17 protein-coding genes are annotated in these 19,101 nt (G+C 59.6%); 5 read left to right on the top strand and 12 right to left on the bottom strand.

Going from position 1 to position 19,101, the window contains the following annotated elements; all coding sequences use genetic code 11:
* Nucleotide 1: 1 nt before the first annotated feature.
* The 6 genes from eutA to IB279_RS27285 all read right to left on the bottom strand — a co-directional run bounded on the left by eutA (nt 2) and on the right by IB279_RS27285 (nt 5,415).
* Complete coding sequence (eutA, locus tag IB279_RS27310; RefSeq protein WP_375292962.1) at nt 2-778, bottom strand: ectoine utilization protein EutA; 777 nt, start codon at nt 776-778, stop codon at nt 2-4.
* Entirely contained in the window at nt 778-1,440 is a 663-nt protein-coding gene (ehuD, locus tag IB279_RS27305; protein ID WP_034794801.1) for an ectoine/hydroxyectoine ABC transporter permease subunit EhuD, read from the bottom strand. Before ehuD ends, eutA begins: the two co-directional genes overlap by 1 nt.
* A gap of 2 nt (nt 1,441-1,442) precedes the next feature.
* Entirely contained in the window at nt 1,443-2,102 is a 660-nt protein-coding gene (gene ehuC, locus IB279_RS27300) for an ectoine/hydroxyectoine ABC transporter permease subunit EhuC (protein WP_192340040.1), read from the bottom strand.
* A 68-nt stretch (nt 2,103-2,170) separates the two neighbouring features.
* The gene (gene ehuB / locus IB279_RS27295; protein ID WP_375154755.1) at nt 2,171-3,013 is read right to left on the bottom strand and encodes an ectoine/hydroxyectoine ABC transporter substrate-binding protein EhuB; all 843 of its coding nucleotides are present in this window, start codon (nt 3,011-3,013) and stop codon (nt 2,171-2,173) included.
* Nucleotides 3,014-3,085: 72 nt separating this feature from the next.
* The gene (ehuA, locus tag IB279_RS27290) at nt 3,086-3,871 is read right to left on the bottom strand and encodes an ectoine/hydroxyectoine ABC transporter ATP-binding protein EhuA (protein WP_034794806.1); all 786 of its coding nucleotides are present in this window, start codon (nt 3,869-3,871) and stop codon (nt 3,086-3,088) included.
* Nucleotides 3,872-3,993: 122 nt separating this feature from the next.
* Entirely contained in the window at nt 3,994-5,415 is a 1,422-nt protein-coding gene (locus IB279_RS27285) for a PLP-dependent aminotransferase family protein (protein WP_244546835.1), read from the bottom strand.
* Between the two features lie 67 nt (nt 5,416-5,482).
* Between IB279_RS27285 and IB279_RS27280 the strand changes: the two genes are divergently transcribed.
* The 5 genes from IB279_RS27280 (at nt 5,483) to IB279_RS27260 (ending at nt 10,451) form a co-directional block, all read left to right on the top strand.
* Nucleotides 5,483-5,965 carry an Lrp/AsnC family transcriptional regulator gene (locus IB279_RS27280; protein ID WP_034794810.1) on the top strand — a complete coding sequence of 161 codons (483 nt, stop codon included), beginning with the start codon at nt 5,483-5,485 and terminating at the stop codon, nt 5,963-5,965.
* A gap of 118 nt (nt 5,966-6,083) precedes the next feature.
* Entirely contained in the window at nt 6,084-7,580 is a 1,497-nt protein-coding gene (locus tag IB279_RS27275) for an NAD-dependent succinate-semialdehyde dehydrogenase (RefSeq protein ID WP_113186974.1), read from the top strand.
* A 37-nt stretch (nt 7,581-7,617) separates the two neighbouring features.
* Nucleotides 7,618-9,006, top strand: coding sequence for an aspartate aminotransferase family protein (locus IB279_RS27270; RefSeq protein ID WP_113186968.1), 1,389 nt, complete (start codon nt 7,618-7,620; stop codon nt 9,004-9,006).
* 274 nt (nt 9,007-9,280) lie between these two features.
* A complete protein-coding gene (locus IB279_RS27265) occupies nt 9,281-9,745 on the top strand; it encodes a transposase (protein WP_060516660.1) in 465 nt (154 codons plus the stop codon).
* A 133-nt stretch (nt 9,746-9,878) separates the two neighbouring features.
* On the top strand, nt 9,879-10,451 hold the full coding sequence (locus tag IB279_RS27260; protein ID WP_192340038.1) for a hypothetical protein: 573 nt from the start codon (nt 9,879-9,881) through the stop codon (nt 10,449-10,451).
* A gap of 329 nt (nt 10,452-10,780) precedes the next feature.
* Here the strand turns inward: IB279_RS27260 and IB279_RS27255 are convergent, their stop codons facing one another.
* From IB279_RS27255 to IB279_RS27230, 6 genes are all read right to left on the bottom strand, one after another.
* Entirely contained in the window at nt 10,781-11,149 is a 369-nt protein-coding gene (locus IB279_RS27255) for a response regulator (protein ID WP_210188555.1), read from the bottom strand.
* 35 nt (nt 11,150-11,184) lie between these two features.
* A complete protein-coding gene (locus IB279_RS27250) occupies nt 11,185-12,699 on the bottom strand; it encodes a sensor histidine kinase (protein ID WP_113186970.1) in 1,515 nt (504 codons plus the stop codon).
* Between the two features lie 335 nt (nt 12,700-13,034).
* Entirely contained in the window at nt 13,035-14,093 is a 1,059-nt protein-coding gene (locus tag IB279_RS27245; RefSeq protein ID WP_060516671.1) for a response regulator, read from the bottom strand.
* 8 nt (nt 14,094-14,101) lie between these two features.
* Entirely contained in the window at nt 14,102-14,668 is a 567-nt protein-coding gene (locus tag IB279_RS27240; RefSeq protein WP_034794885.1) for a chemotaxis protein CheB, read from the bottom strand.
* Nucleotides 14,665-15,504, bottom strand: coding sequence for a protein-glutamate O-methyltransferase CheR (locus IB279_RS27235; protein WP_034794888.1), 840 nt, complete (start codon nt 15,502-15,504; stop codon nt 14,665-14,667). The genes IB279_RS27240 and IB279_RS27235 overlap by 4 nt, the downstream gene beginning before the upstream one ends.
* Nucleotides 15,501-18,947, bottom strand: a complete 3,447-nt coding sequence (locus IB279_RS27230; protein WP_051659320.1) for a response regulator — start codon at nt 18,945-18,947, stop codon at nt 15,501-15,503. Before IB279_RS27230 ends, IB279_RS27235 begins: the two co-directional genes overlap by 4 nt.
* Nucleotides 18,948-19,101 lie beyond the last annotated feature (154 nt).

The raw sequence follows: 19,101 nt of genomic DNA, 5'->3' as shown, positions 1-19,101 counted from the left end.
GCTACCGGTCCAAATAGGCAAGTGTCATGAGTTGCCCGAGATCCGGCCGTGCCGTCTCATTGCCGCAGAGGCGCAGGCAGGCCCAGGCGGTGGCGAGATTGCTGGTAACGACCGGCTTGCCGATGACGGCCTCGATCTCGGCCGCGACGCCTGCCGCCCGCACCGCCGTGCACGATACGAAAAGCGCGTCGCTGTCTGGCGCCGTCGCTTGCTTCGCAAAGGCGACGATTTCGTCCGGAGAAATGCGCGCCATCTCCCGGTCGTCATCAAGACCGAGGCAAGTGAAACGGGCGATGTCGAAGCCGAGCGACACGAAATAGTTAGCCATCGGCTCGCTGGTCTCGATCGTGTAGGGCGTCAGTACGGAAATCCGCTTGGCACCGAACGCCTTGAGGCCAGAGGCCGCCGCCGCAGTCGGCGTGACGACGGAAGCACTTGGCTTGGCCGCATGGACCGCCGCCTTGACTTGCGCGTCGCCGATGACGACGGACGCGGAGGTGCAGGAATACATGACGATGTCTAGAGGTTCGTCCGGCAGGATCAGTGCGGCCGCTGATGTCAGCGAGGGCTGCATGGCGCGCAAGTTCTCCGGCGTCACCGGGTTCGCGTAGGGAATGCGCGTCGCGTAGACGCCAATCCGCTCGCTTGCCACCATGCGATGGAAGTCCACTTCCGTGGTGTGGTCGGTCGCAAGGATGATCAGGCCGATGCGCTTGTCGAGCGGACGCTCATCCAGCTTCGGCATGCGCGAGGAAAGTGTAAGATCGACCGCTCGCATCAGCGCTCCTCCACTTGGGCGTATCGTTCTTCCAGCCAGCGCAGGAAGACGACGGAGATCAGACTCATGATCAGGAAGAAGACCCCGACCAGCGTCATCGGCTCGATGTAGCGATAGCTGCTGTTGGCCACGCTTTTCGCCTGGTTCATCAGTTCGAGCACTGTGATGGCGGAAAGGAGCGGTGTCTCCTTGAACATGGCGATCAGATAGTTGGCGAGCGCCGGGATCATCGGCGGGATCGCCTGTGGCAGGATGACGTGGACCCAGGTCTGGCGGCCGGTGAGGTTCGTCGCCTTGGCCGCCTCCCATTGGCCGCGCGGCACGTTCTCGATACCGGCGCGGTAGACCTCCGCCGCATAGGTGCCATAGTGGAGCCCAAGGCCGATGATGCCGGCGAGCATTGCCGGCAGGCGAACGCCAATATCCGGCAACACGAAGAAGATGAAGTAGAGCTGGACCAGGAGCGGCGTGCCGCGAATGAACTCCACGATGAAGCCCGTGACCTTCGCAATCGGCTTAGGCGCGGTCATGCGCAGGATGGCAAAGACGAGGCCGATGATGGCAGCGAGTGCCGCGCCGAAAACGGTTGCCAATATGGTGATCTTCAGACCCTCAAGCAGGGTCGGCATGATTTCCCAAACGAAATTCCAGTCCCATTCCATCGTCAGGTCCTCACGCCATCAAGGCCGCGTGTTACCCGGCGTTCCAGCCAGCGCATGCCGTTGGAGATGGCGAGTGCCATCAGGAAGTAGAGCACGAGAATCGTTGCGAAAGGAACGAGCGTGCTGCCGGTCTGGGCGCGGACCACCTGGGCCTGAAAGGTCATGTCGGTGAGCGAGATCAGCGACACGACGGCCGTACCCTTCAAGAGCTCGATCGCGTTGTTGCAGAAGGTCGGAAGCATCAGCGGCAGGGCCTGCGGAAAGACAACGTAACGCATCGACTGATAGCGCGAGAGATTGAGCGCTATGCAGGCCTCGCGTTGCTCGCGGCCGATCGCTTTGACCGCGCCGCGCACGACCTCCGCCCCATAAGCTCCCACGTTCAGTCCCAGCGCCAGTACGCCGGCCTGAAGCGGCGACAAGGTGACGCCGGCGAATGGCAGCACGAAGTAGACCCAGAACAGCTGGACGAAGATCGACGTGCCGCGGAAAAACTCGATATAGGTGGTGGCAAGCGCGCGAACCACGAAAATGCGGCTGACGCGCCCAAGACCCGCGACGAATGCCATGACGAGCGCGAGCAATGCGCCGAGCACGGTAAGCTCAAGCGTCACGAGCGCGCCTTCAAGGATCAGCCCTATGTAGCCGGACCAGTCGGTCATCGTTCTTCCATATACGAGGGAGCGGACTGCCTCTCCCCGGTTTGGGAAGAGGCCCGATTGCTGCGGCCTTACTTTGCGGCGCAGAGCTTTTCGCGGGTCGTCGACATCGCGGCCGCGGCAGAGAAGCCATAGGGTTCGATGATCTTGGCAAACTCGCCCGACTGCTTGAGCTTTGCGAGTTCCACGTCGAAGGCATCGCGCAAGGCTTCCTCGCCCTTCTTGAAGGCCGCGCCGTCGCAATAGACCGGCGCGCCTTCAACCGGCGCCACGACTTCGACACTGGGGTCGTTCGCCTTGGCGACAAGAGCGTTGATGGAAAGCACCGGCAGCGAATAGACGTCGATACGGCCGTCCTGCAGCATCTTCAGGCCGCTCTGGCCATCCGGAACGACAATGACACGATCGCGCGGGACGCCGGCTTCGAGCGCGAGCTTTTCTTCCGTACCGCCACCTGGCGCGCCGATCTTGGCGTCCGGGTTGTCGGCGATATCCTTGTAGCTCTTGAGCTTCAGCGGGTTGCCCTTTTTCAGCGCGAAGGCTTCGGCGTCACAAAGGATCGGTTCTGAATAGGCAACCGCGTTGCAACGTTCCGGCTTCATGAAGAGGCCGGCAGTGATGACATCATGACGGCCGGCCTGAAGACCCGGGATCATCGCGCCATATTCCGAGATCGAGGCGACGATGTCTTCGACACCGAGGCGCTTGAAGACCTCACGCGCGACGTCCGGAGCTGCACCAGAAACTTTGCCGTCGGCGGCAACTGCCGTGAAGGGCGGTTCGTTGGCGATGGCGACACGGGCGAAACCCTGTTCCTTCAGTTCCTCAAGCTTGCCGTCGGCCCAGGCTGGCGCTGCGGCAACCATTGCCGTGAGGGCGCCCGCGCTGGCGGTTATGGTCAAAAAGGTTCTCATGCTCATAGTTGCGAACTCCTCTGGCTGTCCCGGGTTTTTGTTTGGAGCCTTGTTTCCGGGCGGCAAAGCCGCTCAGACGCGGTGCCCTGCCGCGATGATCTTGCGCAGGAAGGTCTGCGTGCGTTCCTGCTTGGGCGTGCGGAAAATCTCGTCCGGCTTGCCCTCCTCGACGATCTTGCCGCGGTCGAAAAAGAGAATGCGATCGGCAAAATCATGGGCGAAACCCATCTCATGCGTGACGAGCAGCATGGTCATGTCTGTTTCGACCGCAAGCTTGCGCATGACATTCAGCACTTCTTCGACCAGTTCCGGGTCGAGTGCCGAGGTCACCTCGTCAAACAGCATGATCTTTGGCGAAAGAGCCAGCGCCCGGGCGATCGCAACGCGCTGCTTCTGTCCGCCGGACAATTGCGCGGGCATGCTCTTTGCCTTGTCGGCCATGCCCACCATGTCGAGAAGCTCCATCGCCCGCTTCTCCGCCGCGGCCTTCGCCATGCCTTTCGTCAGCATCGGCGCGAGCGTGACATTGTCGAGCACGCATTTGTGCGGGAAGAGATTGAAGTGCTGGAAGACCATGCCGATCTTCTCGCGCATCTTGTGCAGATGGCGGTCGTCGGCCGGCGCGAGGCTGCCGTTCTTCGGCATATGATAGAGCTGGTCGCCGTCGACCTCGATATGGCCGCCGCTGATCGCCTCCAATGTCATGAGAATGCGCAGGATCGTTGTCTTGCCCGATCCGGAGGGACCGATAAGCGCCAGCTTTTCGCCCGGCAGCACGTCCATCGACAAACCGTCGAGTACGGTCAAGGGACCGTAGCGTTTGGTGATGTTGTCGATGCGGATGATCGGCGCTGCCATGCATGTCTCTCCCTATTGAGACAAGTGATGGAGCAACGATGCGCGGCAAACAAAATCATGTCAATGTCAATAATAATATCAGTACAATTATTCTGACATCGCCCATTTGCAAGGCAGTTCACTCAAATCGCGAGCAACAGCGCTTCTGGATTTCCGCTGGCGAGTGAGGAGAGAATGCCAAGTCCGGTGCGCAATTCCTGCTCGGTGGTCGAGCCGAGCGAAATGCGCACCGCCGGCTGCCAACCCTGGTCGGCCGTGCGGAACGAAGAGCCGGGCGCAATAGCGACACCGCGCAGACGCGCCTGGGATACGAACCCTTCCTCCGCATGCCCTTCCGGTAAGGGTAGCCACACATGCAGGCTCTGCGGATGGCTATAATAGGGCAAGCCCGCAAGCGCATCCTCGGCGATCGCGTGACGAACGCCAAGTGCCCGGCGCTGCCAATTGACGAGTTCCATCGCCGTGCCGTCGCTGACCCAAAGTGTTGCGATCTCGGCGATTGAAGGCGTCGCCATCCAGTTGGAGACGAGATGGCGGTTGGCAACCGCTGCGACATAGCGATCCGGAGCGGCAAGATAGCCGATGCGCAGGCCCGGTACCGTGATCTTTGTGAAGCTGGTGACGTAGAGGGTGCGCTCCGGCGCATAGGCCGCAATCGGCGGCGCCCGACCTTCCACAAGCGGCCCCAGGATGTCGTTCTCGATGATCGCGATATCGTGGCGTCGTGCGACCTCGGCAAGCGCCTGCCGGCGCTCGGGCCCCATCAACGCCGCGGTCGGATTGATCACCGAGGGCTGGAGAAAGACGGCGCGGATCACGCCGGTGCGGCAAGCTTCATCCAACGCCTCGGGGATCATGCCTTCGCGATCGATCGGCAAGCCCTCGAGATGAAGGCCAAGGTAGCTGGAAAGCGGCACGAGCGTGTGGTGGCTGATCGCCTCGGTCGCAACGGTCGAGCCCGGCGGAGCGACGCTCATCAGCGCCACCGTCATGCCTGAGGTTGCGCCATTCGTCAGACTGATATTGAGGGGCGATACATCGAGACCGCACCGCGACAGCCACTCGGCCGCGACGGTGCGATGGCGCGGGAAAACCATATTCGGCCGGAAGGAAAGCGCCGAACTTGACGGCAGGTTCTCCGCCAGCCACCCGAAGGCTGCGCGCATGCGCTCCAGATGGAGTTGCTCGCACACAGGTTTCAGGATCGAGAGATCCACCAGTTCGCCAAGACGCTCCGGCAGGTAGGGTGGCTCAGGCTCCTTCGGCCTTGTCTGCACGAAGGAACCGCGACCAATTTCTCCGGAAATGAGCCCTCGTCGGATCAGTTCGTCGTAGGCGCGGCTGACGGTTTGCACGGAAAGTTTCAGGTCGTCGGCGAGCTTGCGATGCGGCAGCAGGCGCGTCCCGTTCGGCAGATGCCCTTCCTGGATGGCGCGGGCGATCTGCTCGGCGAGGGAGAGATAGGCCGGCCGGCGCAACTGGGATATGTCGGGTCGCCAATTTGTCATGATTTCGACAGTGCTCAAAATCAGTTCAATTGACAATGCCAAAATGGTTTCCCATTGTCTTTTCCTCCGCTTTGACACGATCCCCGCCCGGAGGGCGCCCCGAATGAAACTCGACGCCATCGACCTGCGTATCCTGGAGGCGATCCAGCAGAACGGACGCATCACCAAGCTGGCGCTGGCGGAACGGGCGGGTCTATCACCAACGCCCTGCTGGCTGCGCCTGCGCAAGCTGGAAAGGGCCGGCATCGTCACGGGATATCACGCGCGTGTTGCGGTGCGACGCGTTGCGCCTGTTGCCAGCGTGATGATGGAGGTGACGCTCGCCAATCATCGGCAAGTGGATTTCGAACGCTTCGAACGGGCTGTCGCGACAACGCCCGAAATCGTGGCCTGCTGGTCGGTCGGCGGTGGCGTCGATTACATCCTGAAGATCGTGGCGCGTGATATCGATGCGTACCAGCGCCTTGTCGACAGCCTGCTTGACCGTGAGCTCGGCATCGACCGCTACTTCACCTACATCGTCACCAAGACGGTGAAGGAGGAGACCGTGCTTCCACTCGAGACGTTGCTTCCCCCTTCCGAATAGAGAGATTGTCTACGGCCGGGCCAATCTTTAGCCAAAGTCTCTGACGCCCACCCCGGCAATGGACAATCTGTCCCTCGCCCTCTGGCAGACTCCCTCCAGACACCAAGAGGAGGCTGCCATGACCGCCGTATTTGCCCGCACGACCTTTCACGACGCGCTTGCCCGCCTTGCCGATCCGCACCTCTTAAGGGAGCTCTCCTATGTCGGGGGGCGCTGGATTGCTAGCCGCGACGGCGCAAGCTTCAAGGTGACGGACCCTGCCTCGTCGGCGACGCTTGCCTGGGTCGCAGCCCTTGGTGCCGATGAGGCCGCAGAAGCCATCTCGGCGGCGAGTGACGCACTGCCCGCCTGGCGCAGCATGCTGCCGCAGCAGCGTTCCGCTATTCTTCGCAAGTGGCACGACCTGATACTGGAGGCGCGCGAGGACCTTGCGCTCTTGATGACGCTGGAACAGGGCAAACCACTCGCCGAATCGCGCGGTGAAATCGACTACGCGGCCTCCTTCGTCGAATGGTACGCGGAGGAAGGAAAGCGGCTGAATGCGGAAAGCGTCACCAGCCATCTGCCCGGAGCCGAAATGATCGTGCGGCGCGAGGCGCTGGGTGTCGTCGGGATCGTGACGCCGTGGAACTTCCCCTCAGCCATGATCACCCGGAAGGCCGCAGCTGCCCTTGCCGCCGGCTGCACGGTCGTTGCGCATCCCTCCAGCGAAACGCCGCTTTCAGCGCTCGCCCTTGCCGAACTTGGCGAGCGGGCTGGGCTTCCCGCAGGCGTCTTCAATGTGGTGACCGGCGATGCCGCCACGATCGTCGGCCGCATGAATGCCGATCCGCGTATTCGCGCCATGAGCTTCACCGGCTCGACGCAAATCGGCAAGCTGATTGCGGGCCAGTGCGCTGACACCATGAAGCGGATGGTGATGGAGCTCGGTGGCCATGCACCATTGATCGTCTTTGCCGATGCCGACATCGAGAAGGCTGCCGACATCGCAATGGCGGCGAAGTTCGCCACATCCGGGCAGGATTGCCTCGCCGCCAACCGCATTTATGTCGAGCGCCCTGCACTTGCGGACTTCACGCGGGCCTTCAAGGCTCGCATCGAAGCGCTGAAGGTTGCCTCGGGCCTCGAACCAGACGCCGAGATCGGCCCCCTGATGCACGAGCGTGCCATCGCCAAGGTGGAAGAACAGGTCGCCGATGCGCTGAAGCGCGGCGCAAAGCTGCTGGCGGGCGGCAAGCGCCACAAGACAGGCGCTCTGTTCTTCGAGCCGACCCTTTTGACGGATGTACCGGGCGATGCGCTGATCATGCGTGAGGAGACCTTCGGCCCGGTTGCCGCGGTCACCGCCTTCGACAGCGAGACCGAAGTAGTCGCCCGGGCAAACGACACCGAGTACGGCCTCATCGCCTATGTCGTCACCGAAAACGGCGCGCGCCAGATGCGTCTTGCACGGGCTTTGGAGTACGGGATGGTCGCGATCAATCGGGTGAAAATCACCGGTGGACCGATCCCCTTCGGCGGCTGGAAACAGTCGGGCCTTGGCCGCGAAGGCTCCCGCCACGGCATCGAGGCCTTCACCGAACTCAAATATCTCTGCATCGATACGGCCGCCTGAGCGCAGGCGCCACATTTCATACGCGAAAGGAAAGACCATGCTCGAAAAAAGCAACGAACTCAGCGCCTGGGACCGTGATCACTTCTTCCACCCCTCCACGCATATGGGCATGCATGCGCGTGGTGAAACACCGACCCGGGTGATCGGCGGCGGCGAAGGTGTGTATATTACCGACACCAGCGGCAGGACGAGCCTTGATGCCTTTGCTGGCCTTTATTGCGTCAATGTGGGCTACGGCCGGCAGAAGATCGCAGACGCGATCGCCGAGCAGGCGAAGAACCTTGCTTATTATCACGCCTATGTCGGCCACGGTACGGAAGCGTCGATCACGCTTTCCAAGATGATCATCGATCGTGCGCCGGCGGGCATGAGCCGCGTCTATTTCGGTCTTTCAGGCTCCGATGCCAACGAGACCAACATCAAGCTGATCTGGTACTACAACAACATCCTTGGCCGGCCGGAAAAGAAGAAGATCATCTCCCGCTGGCGCGGCTATCACGGCTCCGGCGTCATGACGGGCTCTCTGACCGGCTTGCATCTATTCCACAACGCCTTTGACCTGCCGCGCGCGCCGATCCTGCACACCGAAGCACCCTACTTCTTCCGACGCCCCGATCGCTCGATGGATGAAGAGCAGTTCTCGCAATATTGCGCCGACAAGCTCGAGGAGATGATCCTTGCGGAAGAACCGGAGACGATCGCCGCCCTCATCGGCGAGCCGATCCTCGGTACTGGCGGCATCGTGCCGCCGCCGAAGGGCTACTGGCAGAAGGTCCAGGCTGTGCTCGAAAAATACGACATCCTGCTCGTCGCAGACGAGGTGGTGACCGGCTTCGGCCGCCTCGGCACCATGTTCGGATCGGACCACTACGGCATGAAGCCCGACCTCATCACCATTGCCAAGGGTCTGACCTCGGCCTACGCGCCGCTTTCCGGCACGATCGTATCGGATAAGATGTGGCAGGTGCTGGTGCAAGGATCTGACGAACTGGGCGCGATCGGCCATGGCTGGACCTATTCCGCCCATCCGATCTGTGCGGCCGCGGGGGTCGCCAACCTCGAACTGATCGACGAGTTGGGCCTGGTTGAAAATGCCGACAGCACGGGCGCTTATTTCCGCTTTGAACTGACGAAGGCACTCGCTGACCACAGACATGTGGGCGAAATACGTGGCGATGGCCTGATGGCCGCAATTGAGTTCGTCGAGGATAAGGACGACCGGGTATTTTTCGATCCGGCAAAGAAGATCGGCCCGCAAGTTGCGGCTGCCCTGCTTGAGCGCGGCGTCATCGGGCGGGCCATGCCGCAAGGTGATATCCTCGGCTTTGCGCCACCGCTTTGCCTCACAAAGGATGAGGCCAATGTTGTGGTGAAAGCGGCGGTCGAGGCCGTCACATCTGTCCTTGGCAAAGCAAAGGCAAGATGAGTGCAGATGCCAATACACGCAATTTGAACCTTGTTGTCGATGGGGAAGTGCTACGCCGCCCCATCGACAACCGTTGAGCCAGCAGTGCAATGGAAGCCCTATTGGCGAACGCCGATCTCGACCCTCGGGTCTAACGTCGAGCTGTTCCGGCATGGAAAACATCTAGCCAATCCGTATACCCTATTGGATCGGCACCAAAAATCGACCGGCAAGTAATGTTGACTCTGGTCTTCACTCGGTTGAAAAAAGGGCGACCATAAAAAAGGGATCACTCATGCCTGACGAAAACACGACGCCAACCACCCTGGTTGCGGAGGACGCAACGACTGTGCACACACCCGAGCGAGCAAAGCGAAGCGCGACGAAGCGTCAGAAAGCGGCTGGGGAAACCACACGGGCGACTTCGAAGGCAACAGCATCAACGCAACCCACCAAGTCCCGTAAGTTCAGCGAACAAGATAAACTCGAGAAGCTGAGGCAGATCGGGGCCCAGGTCGCAGACGGCACGAGCACGATCAAAGATGCGATTAAAAGCGCAGGAATATCCGAGCAGACCTACTATAATTGGAAGGGTAGCTTAAAGGCGGATGATAAGACGAGCAAAAAGCCCGCGTCGGCCAGCGACGAGTTCGCCGAACTGGTGAAGCTCGACGCCGAGAACCAGAAGCTGCGAAAACTCCTGGCGGAAAAACTGCGCACTGAGAATGCCGACCTGCGCAAGAGGCTTGGCATAGATTGAGGCCCGGAGAAGCCACGCGCTGAGCGCTGTGGCTCCACCGCTCCTTTGGCGCGCGGCTGAGATGCGAGGTTGCACCCGACGTTGTGCAGCCGATCATGCCGCAGCACGTCGATCTACATTGGGTTTAAACTATATGAAAACGCCACAACGCAGGTTCGTTGTTGAGTTCAAGTCCGGCCGCCGTCAGCCAAAAGTGCAAGCGGGTTCGATCTGGGGCAACACAGATCTCAAGACCCTTGCGCGCGAGGTTGAAAACGAAGCGGCTCATCTGTTCGGCCGTCAAGAATTGAATGCCGACGGCGGCATTGATCCCGCCTCTGATGCTCATGTCCCGAGTTTTGTTGACGAACCGGCCGTGATCACGGCGCCCGAGCCGGCGAATGAGGTGGCTGACCAGGTCGCTGCGGCGCATTTAATTTCCAATGTCGCTGATGAAGCTCGCGAGACCGCAATCGGCCCGCTCACTGTCGCCAGGACCCGCGGTTTACCGAAACGCGCCAGCGGGAAGCATCCTCCCCGCCCCTCCCCGAGGACCGCTTCGGAACCTACAGAGCAACAGTTGGATCTGGAGTCGAGATTGGCGCCAACGATGCTCTTGGAAGAGTTGGTTTCACTTGATGCGGAAAACAGCCGCCTCCGAAAACTGCTGGGGGAACAACTCCGTGCGCAGAACGTAACTCTCAAGAAGATGCTGGAACGGTTTTAGTTTCCGCTCCTTCGTTGACGCTGAGTTCCGCGACGGCCCGCGTCCAAGTGACGATCATTCGTGTCGATGGCACACAGATTGTAGATCCTTCCTCGATGACGTCGACGGAGCTCGGAGCTGCGCTGGCCTTCTTTTGGAGTGGCCTGCGACGGTCATGGAAACAGACGCCCCCCCCCCGTCAGCGAGCAGGGCGACATTGCCGATCTGTAAGCCGGTGCAGGCCAAGAGCCACCATCGCGCCAAATGACGTTAGGCAATCGCACCAGAGGAGGCCGAAAGGACGGGCAGGCTACTCTGATGTTGATCTCGGGGCAGGGCATTCATTCTGATCACACGGATGAAGATGCCTCCCCGTTCTTCTGCTCAAGTACCGCGTCCAGCGCTTCCACCAGGACAGAGTTCGAAAACGGCTTGGAGAGAACTGGAGCTGTGTGGCTGGTCCCAAGCAAGGCCGACGTCCCATATCCGCTTAGGACAAGAAACGGAATCGATTGCTGATAACACGCGTCAGCCACGGGAAGCCCGCTGTGTCCCTGGAGGTTCATGTCGAGCACGACGACGTCGATTTTCGTCGCGTCGTTAAGTAATTGCAGCGCCCGATCCACAGTCGGAGCAAGGCCCACAATCTGCATTCCAGCCGCAAGCAGAGTGTCCTCGATTGACATCGCCACCAGCATTTCGTCTTCAACGACGAGCACTCGACGTCCCGCCAATGTTGTTGAAATTGTCAACTTTACTGCGCTCCCGAGGGCTGTTTGCTACTGAAATCCATGCTCATTGTGCATCTGAGGCCATCCGGTTCGAACCGCAGTTCGACCGGATATCCGAGTTCGTGGGCTAGACCTCGGTTTAGAACCCGTAGACCGAACCCTTGGCGGTCCGGTTCAGACGTCGGAGGTCCGCCGCGCTCCTCCCAAAGAATGCTGCATACCTCCTGGCATTGCCATGATAATGCGACCCGACCAACCTGGTTCGAAAGTGAACCGTGTTTGATCGCATTGGTCAGCAACTCGTTGAACGCCATGGAAAGCGCCAGAGCTTTTTTCGGATCGATGCGGATCGCAGCGCCTTGGATCGAGACGCGCCCGTCCTCAATCCAAGCGGTAAGAACCGTTTGAGCGATATCGCTCAGGTTTACGGCCTGCCAAGCCTCCCGTGTAAGCAAGTCGTGCGCCTTGGCAAGAACGAGCAGACGAGTGTTAAAAGCCTGGGCGAACGCCTCGGGCGTTTCGGAGCTTTTCAATGTTTGCTCCGCGAGGGAATTCACGGTAGCCAGGGTGTTCTTCACCCGATGATTGAGCTCTCCCACCAAGAGCTTCTGCCTCTTCTCCGCCCTTCTTTCCTCTGTTCGATCCCGGAAGATCTTGAGGTAGCGATCAGGCCCGCTCTCCTCGACACGAAGCATGACACCTGAGCCCCAAAACCGTGACCCATCCTTGCGATAGTGCCAACGCTCGTTCGCGGCACGTCCCGTTTCGGCCGCGGTTCGCATTTCCTGTTGTGGGATTTCCAAGGCTCGATCCTCAGGACTGAAGAAAATACTGCCGGAGAGACCAAGGACCTCGCTGTCGAGATAGCCCAAAAGGCGTTCAGCGCCACTGTTCCAGCTTGCGATCCGTCCGTCGGCGTCGAGCGTTATGATGGCATATTCGCTCGCGCTGTCGAGGATGACACGCAACCGTTCATTGGTGCGGCGAAGTCCCTCTTCGGCACGTTGATGCGCCTCTTCCGATTGCTTCCGCTCGATGCTGAACCCGAGTTGCCGGGCGATAGTGAGGCACAGGGTGGCTTCGTCAGCGGTATAGACGTGAGCGACGTCGCGGTAGGTCATGAATTTGCCAACGACGGTGCCATCGACGGTCACAGGAATGAATGCGAGGGAGCGGATACCCTCCCCTCGTATGGCGTTCTTGAGCGCCTGAGGCTCGTCAGAAAGCTCTAAGTCGCTTACGAAAATGGGAATAGGATCTCGATCTCCCGGCTTCCACGGCGAGTGTCCATCAACTGCCCGACGATAGTCCTCCGAGAGCCCGCGGGAAGCGACGAATCGCATCACTCCGTGGCGGTCAAAAAGCAGGATCGAAGCCCGCGAACATCCCAGCGCCCGCTCGATCGCATCGAATGTCGCATCGAAAGCATCGGTCTCGGACTCTGCGCGGTATAGTCCGTCCGTCAATTGGAACAGCGCCTCCAACTCGTCGGCCTTCTTAATCCAGGGCGTGTCGTCGGCAGGTTCACGTTGGCTCATATGCGCCCCGCTGGGACGAGCCCGTACGGGCTCGGTTTCGATAGGGACTGCGACAACGAGCGTTTATATTTCCGCAGGCCCGGGTAAAGTTTAGGTGTGGCAGGCAGACCGGAATTCAAGCCCGAGCAGCGTCGAGTCCCGTCCGCAGGGCGAATGAATATCTCTGGTCGCGCGCCCTTATAGAATGAGCGATTAACCTATTAAATGGGACGTCGGCGAGTACCGATTTTAGGAGCAACCGGGAATGGGCACTAACCCCGGTAAACTGCTCGATTAGCAGCCTTATGCCAGCACACCACAAACAAAAGTGCGTCAAGCGTCCTTGCGGGGACCGATCAGTTTTTTAAACTAGCTAGCGGGATGCGGAGCGCCAGACAAAGCCCATCTGTCCGCCAATTTCGCGCCAGCGATCCGTTCAATCCCAAGATTGCCGCTTTCTCCAACGTTGTTCCAAATCCCGTCCTTTCGGAGCTCTCGGACAACGGATGTGATCCGTGTTCACTCCACTTGACGTGAAGTTCTTCGTCGAAAGTCGAAAGGTCGATGCTCAATTGCCCCGCAGGGCCGGAAAGGGCACCATACTTGACAGCGTTGGTGGTCAGTTCGTGCAGAAGGAGCGCCATTGACGTCAGTGCCTTGTCGCCGAGGGGAGCGTCCGTTCCGGAGATCAGGATTCGAGAGCCGTGAGCGTGGTCGTGTGGCGCAACGATCGCCTTCAACAGAGCCACAACCGTCGTCGCAATATCTCCGCGATCGTCCTCCCCGACAAGGTCGGGCAGCGTAAGTTCGTGGGCGCGAGACAGTGCGTGTAGCCGCGACCGTAGATCAGCCTCTAGATCGGAAACGGTTGTGGCTTGCCTGGCGCTCACCGAGATCAACCCGGCAGTGAGGCTGAATAGGTTCTTGATGCGGTGATTGATTTCCCGCAGCAGAATATCCTTGTGCTCCGCTGCCTGCTTGAGCGCCTGCGCCTGGGCAGCGAGTTCATCTCGTTGAGCGGCGAGTTGCTGCCTTTGCCGGTACAGTTCGAAGAACACGTCGACTTTGCTTGACAGAACGTCCGGTTCAATCGGCTTTTGGATGAAGTCCACCGCGCCAGCCTCGTAGCCGCGAAAACGGCGTCGGCCGTCTGCAATACCCGCAGTCACAAAGATGATGGGAATGTGTCGCGTGCGTTCGTTGCCGCGCATCAACTCGGCAAGTTCGAAACCGTCCAGACCCGGCATCTGAACGTCGACAAGCGCGAGCGCCACGTCTTGTCGAAGCAGGATCTCAAGCGCCTGATCGCCGGACCGCGCCTTCATGAGAAGGCGATCGTCTCGGCGGAGCAGTGCCTCCAGCGATATGAGATTTTCCTCGAGGTCATCGACCAGTAGAAACGGGACGGGCTCCATAGTTGTTCTCAGACCTCTTTCAAGTATTCGGCAATGGCATCGAGCGACAGGACGAGGGCGCTCGGGCATGATTGGATTGCAGCTTCCGGCATGGCGCGAGCGTGAGCGCCTTCGGGGTTTTGCACGATCACCGTTCCGCCTGCATTGTGGACAGCCGCCAGGCCGTCTGCCCCATCTCGGTTGGCGCCGGTCAGGACAATCGCGATAAGATCCGGCCCGAAGGCATCGGCAGCACTTTCGAAAAGTATGTCGATTGACGGGCGGGAGAAGAGGACAGGCTCATCAGAGGAAAGGGACAGGTTCCTGTCCGTTTCAACGAGCAGATGATAGTCCGGCGGTGCAAAATAGATCGTGCCGGCCTCGAGCGACTGTTTGTCCTCGGCCTCCTCGACAGGCAACCGGCACTTTGCACGAAACAGGTCGACCATAAGGCTCGGCCTGTCGGATGGAACGTGAACGACCACGATCACGGGCAACGGGAAGCTTCGCGGCAACGCCGGCAGGATTGCCGAAAGTGCTTCGACAGCCCCCGCCGAAGCGCCAATGATCACCGCTTGAGCTTTTGCTGGCGTCATTCGACACGCCTTTGGTAGATCTTCTCCTCACGCACGAAATCCGTGAACGCATCGGCATGAAGGGAAAAGCGCAAATTCTCCTTGGCGCCGAGCCCGAGGAAACCTTTGCGAGCGAGCGAGTCCTTGAAAAGACCCACCGCGCGGTCCTGAAGCGCGCGGTCGAAGTAAATCATGACGTTTCGGCACGATATGAGGTGCATTTCTGCAAAAACGGCGTCGGTCACCAGGCTGTGATCCGAAAACACGACATGGCGGCGCAAGGTCTTATCGAACAGCGCCTTGCCGTATGCCGCCTGATAGTAGTCCGACAACGATGATTTTCCACCCGATTTGCGATGGTTCTCGGTGAAAAGCTGTATCCTGTCGAGTGCATAGACGCCGGCCTCGGCCGCCTCCAGCGCTTCATGACTGATGTCAGTGGCATAGAAGATCGTTCGATCTTCGAGGCCTTCTTCGCGAAACAGGATAACCAGCGAATAAAGCTCCTCGCCGCTGCTGCAGCCAGCAATCCACACCTTCAAGGAAGGGTAGGTCCTCAAGTGGGGAACGACCTTTTCCCGGATCGCCTGGAAGTAACTCGGATCGCGAAACATCTCGCTCACTTGGACGGTCAGAAAACGCAGCAATTGCGGCAGCATTGCCTGATCGTGCAGAAGTCCCTCCTGCATCGCCGAGAAAGTATCGAACCCCAGTTGTTCGCGCGCCTTTTTCAGGCGGCGCTTGATCGAGGCCATCGCATAGTTGCGAAAGTCATAGTGGTATTTGAGAAACAGTGCTTCCAGCAGCAACCGGATTTCGATGTCTTCTACCTTTTCAACGGCGGTGGCTTCGCTCATTTGGGCATCCATACACGCACCAGCGACAGCAGCCTGTCGACGTCCAGCGGCTTGGCCATGTAATCATTCGCCCCAGCCTCAATGCAGCGCTCCTGATCGTCCGGCATTGCCTTGGCGGTCAGCGCAATGATCGGCAACTTCTTCCAAGTCGGGTTCCTTCGGATTTCAGCGGTCGCGACCAAACCATCCATCACAGGCATCATGACGTCCATCAGCACGAGCTCAATCGGGCGCCCGGGGCCAGATGAAGCTTTTTCGAGAACCTCCAGTGCCTCGCGGCCGTTGCGCGCGATCTCGACGATCGCACCGCGCGGTTCAAGAATGTTGGTTAGCGCGTAGACGTTTCGGATATCATCTTCCACCACGAGAATGCGACGCCCCTCCAACAGCGCATCGCGGTTGCGCGCCTTGCGGATCATCTTTTGCTGTTCGTCCGGCAGTTCCGATATCACCTGATGCAGGAACAGGCTCACTTCATCGAGCAGTCGCTCGGGGGATTTTGCCCCCTTGATGATGATCGACTTCGAGAAGCGCCTCAACTTCTGCTCGTCATCCGCCGAGAGTTCGCGTCCAGTATAGACGATGACAGGCGGGAAGGCATAAGCGCTCTGTGAGCTCAACGTCTCCAGCAACGAATATCCCGACGCGTCAGGCAACGACAGGTCAAGCACCATGCAGTCGAAAGTCTGGTGCTTCAGGAGGTCAAGGCATTCGGCGGCGGTGCTGGCGGTCACCGTCTCGACGTCCTGCGTGCCGATCAGTTTTGCCACCGCTTCGCGCTGCACCGGATCGTCCTCGACGACCAGGACGCGATGCATTTGTTTCGTAAACCGCGCCTCGAGCTTTTGCAGAACCTTCAACAGTTCTTCTCGATTGACGGGCTTGATGGCATAACCGGCAGCCCCGAGAGAGTAGGCACTCTCGGCGTGATCGCTCCCCGACACGACATGGATCGGGATATGACGGGTCAAGACATCATGCTTCAGCCGGTCGAGGACGGCGAGGCCCGATTGGTCCGGCAACCCTATATCGAGCACGACGGCGCTTGGCATGAATTCCTTCGCAAGCAAAAGCGCCTCTTCGGCGGTTGCCGCGACAATTGCCTGGAAGCCCATTTCCCGCGACAGATCACGCACGATGCCGGCAAAAGTGTCATCATCTTCGATTACCAGCAGCACGCGTTTTGTATTTGTCAGAACATCTCGGTCGTCGTCGATCCGGCGGATCGGCCTGGGCGTAACCGTACCTGCCTTTTGCGCCGTGACCGTCGTTGCGAGCGTTCCTGGACTTGGCGCAAGAGCTGTCGGCTTGGCCACATCGAACCGTTCCCCGATGGTAACGGTAAACGTACTACCCCGTCCCGCCTGGCTTTGAAGCACGATCGTTCCGCCCAAAAGCCGCGCCAGTTGCCGAGAGATGGAAAGGCCGAGCCCGGTGCCGCCATACTTACGGCTGATTGTGCCATCGGCCTGGTGGAAGGCATCGAAGATCGCCCGCTGATGTTCCTGTGCAATTCCGATTCCGGTGTCGCTGACGGAGAAGCTAACCTTGCCCTCGCCAACCGAACCAATCACCAAGGTGACCTTGCCGGTCTCGGTGAACTTGATCGCATTTGAAAGCAAGTTCTTGAGAATTTGTTCAAGCCGCAACGGATCGGTCTCGATAGTGAGCGGACATTCCTCAGCAAGTTCAACGGAAAACCCGAGTTTCTTCTCGGTCGCCAGCGGCAGAAACACCTGACGAAGGTTGCCGGCCAGTCGCTCGAGCGAAACGGTTTCCGGCCGGATTTCGACATGCCCGGCCTCGATCTTGGAGAGATCGAGAATATCGTTGATCAGGTTCAAGAGATCATTGCCCGAGGATTGGATCGTCTTGGCAAACTTCACCTGCTCCTCAGTCAGGTTTTCGTCGGGATTGTCCGCAAGCAGCTTGGCCAAAATCAAGGAAGAGTTCAGCGGCGTGCGCAACTCGTGGGACATATTGGCAAGGAAGTCGGATTTGTATTGGCTTGCCTGCTCTAGTTCCTTCGCCTTGGCCGATATCGATACGTTCGCGCGCTCCAGCTCGTCGCGCTGAGCCTCAAGCCGCTGGGCTTGTGTTTCCAGCTGAGCATTGGTCTGCTCAAGTTCAATTTGCTGCTGCTCGAGGTGCGCCTGAGATTCCTTCAGCGCCCGCCCCTGCTCTTCAAGCTCTTCGTTTGAAACGCGCAGCTCCTCGCTTTGCGTTTGCAACTCTTCGGACTGCCGTTGCGTTTCCTCCAGCAGGTCGTGAAGCTGGCCGCGATAGGTCGCTGCCTTCACGGCAATCGCGATAGCCTCCGATGCGCGGTCAAGAAAGGTGACGATGGTCTCGTCGATTGGCCCAAGAAAGCCGAGCTCGATCACCGAATTCACTGAACCATCGACCTTTCCGGTCTGGATCGCGAGATGGCGTGGTTTGTCCATCCCAAGCCCGGAACCGAAGGCCAGGTAACCATCCGGGACATCGTCGACGACGATTGAACCCCCTTCCGCAACCGCTTGACCCAAGAGGCCTTCGCGGGGTCGAACCGTCATTGGCAAGTTCGCCTCGGGCGGAACGCCACGACTACAAGCCCGCTGGAACGAACCATCACCGCGAATGAAGATCGCACCGGCAATGGCGCCTGCGTAAGGCGCCAGGAAGTCGAGAATACTTTTGCTCAGCTGCTCGATCGACTGATCGCCCATCATCGCCGACGCCAACCCGACCTGACCAGCCTGAAGCCATTCATCCCTTCGGCGGACGATCGTGGCCTTGCGAATGAGGAGGGCGATTGCTGCGGTCAAAGCAATTCCGAGAAGACCAGAAAGCAGAGTGCTGAGCCGCGCAGTCTTCTGCGCATTCTCCATTTCGGCCAATCGATCAAGGCGCACTTCCAGCTCAGCGCCCGACATGGCCGCAATCTGCGCGCGGACGGCATCCATTTCGATCTTGCCGCGATCGGAGTTTACCATCGCAATCGCCGCCTCAAGACCGTCGGCCCGTCTCCGATCGATGGTCGCCCCGAGTTCCGCGAGCTTGGCGTCCACATGTTGCCTGAGAGCCACCAGCCGCTGACTTTGGCCCGGATTGCTCGCAGTCAGTTGACCGATCTGATCGAGTTTTGGCCGAATGGCGCGAACTGCCGCGTTGTAGGGGGCAAGGTAGCCCCCACTATTGGTCAACAAAAACCCACGCTGACCGGTCTCGGCATCCTGAACAAGCGACAGCAGTTCGTCGAGAGAAACAATGGCAACGTGGGTTTGTACAATCCTCTCGTTGCCCCGTTGCAGGGCCTCCAGATTGAGATAGGCAACGACGCTGCTTGCGACAAAAAAGAAGAGGGTGCCTGCCAGGCCGAGGGCCACGCCCGCTTCTAGGCCCAAAAGCGCGCGGAACGAGCGCGAACTCAAGCTCGATCTTCTGGTTGCGGTGGCGGACATTCAGACTCCGAGGAAAGAGCAAGCATTGAGTGGAAACAGCGACCGTGTGCTGACGGTGCGTGGCTGGATTGCGAAGACGTTCTGGTTCAGCGGCGGTTCCTGCCGAAGTCGGAATTCGACCAGCCCTGACGGATTCGCGCTGATTCTATGTTGC

Source organism: Ensifer sp. ENS06 (assembly GCF_014852205.1).
GTDB lineage: Bacteria > Pseudomonadota > Alphaproteobacteria > Rhizobiales > Rhizobiaceae > Ensifer > Ensifer adhaerens.
The sequence above is the reverse complement of the archived record's forward strand: the minus strand, read 5'-3'. Positions and strand labels throughout refer to the sequence as shown.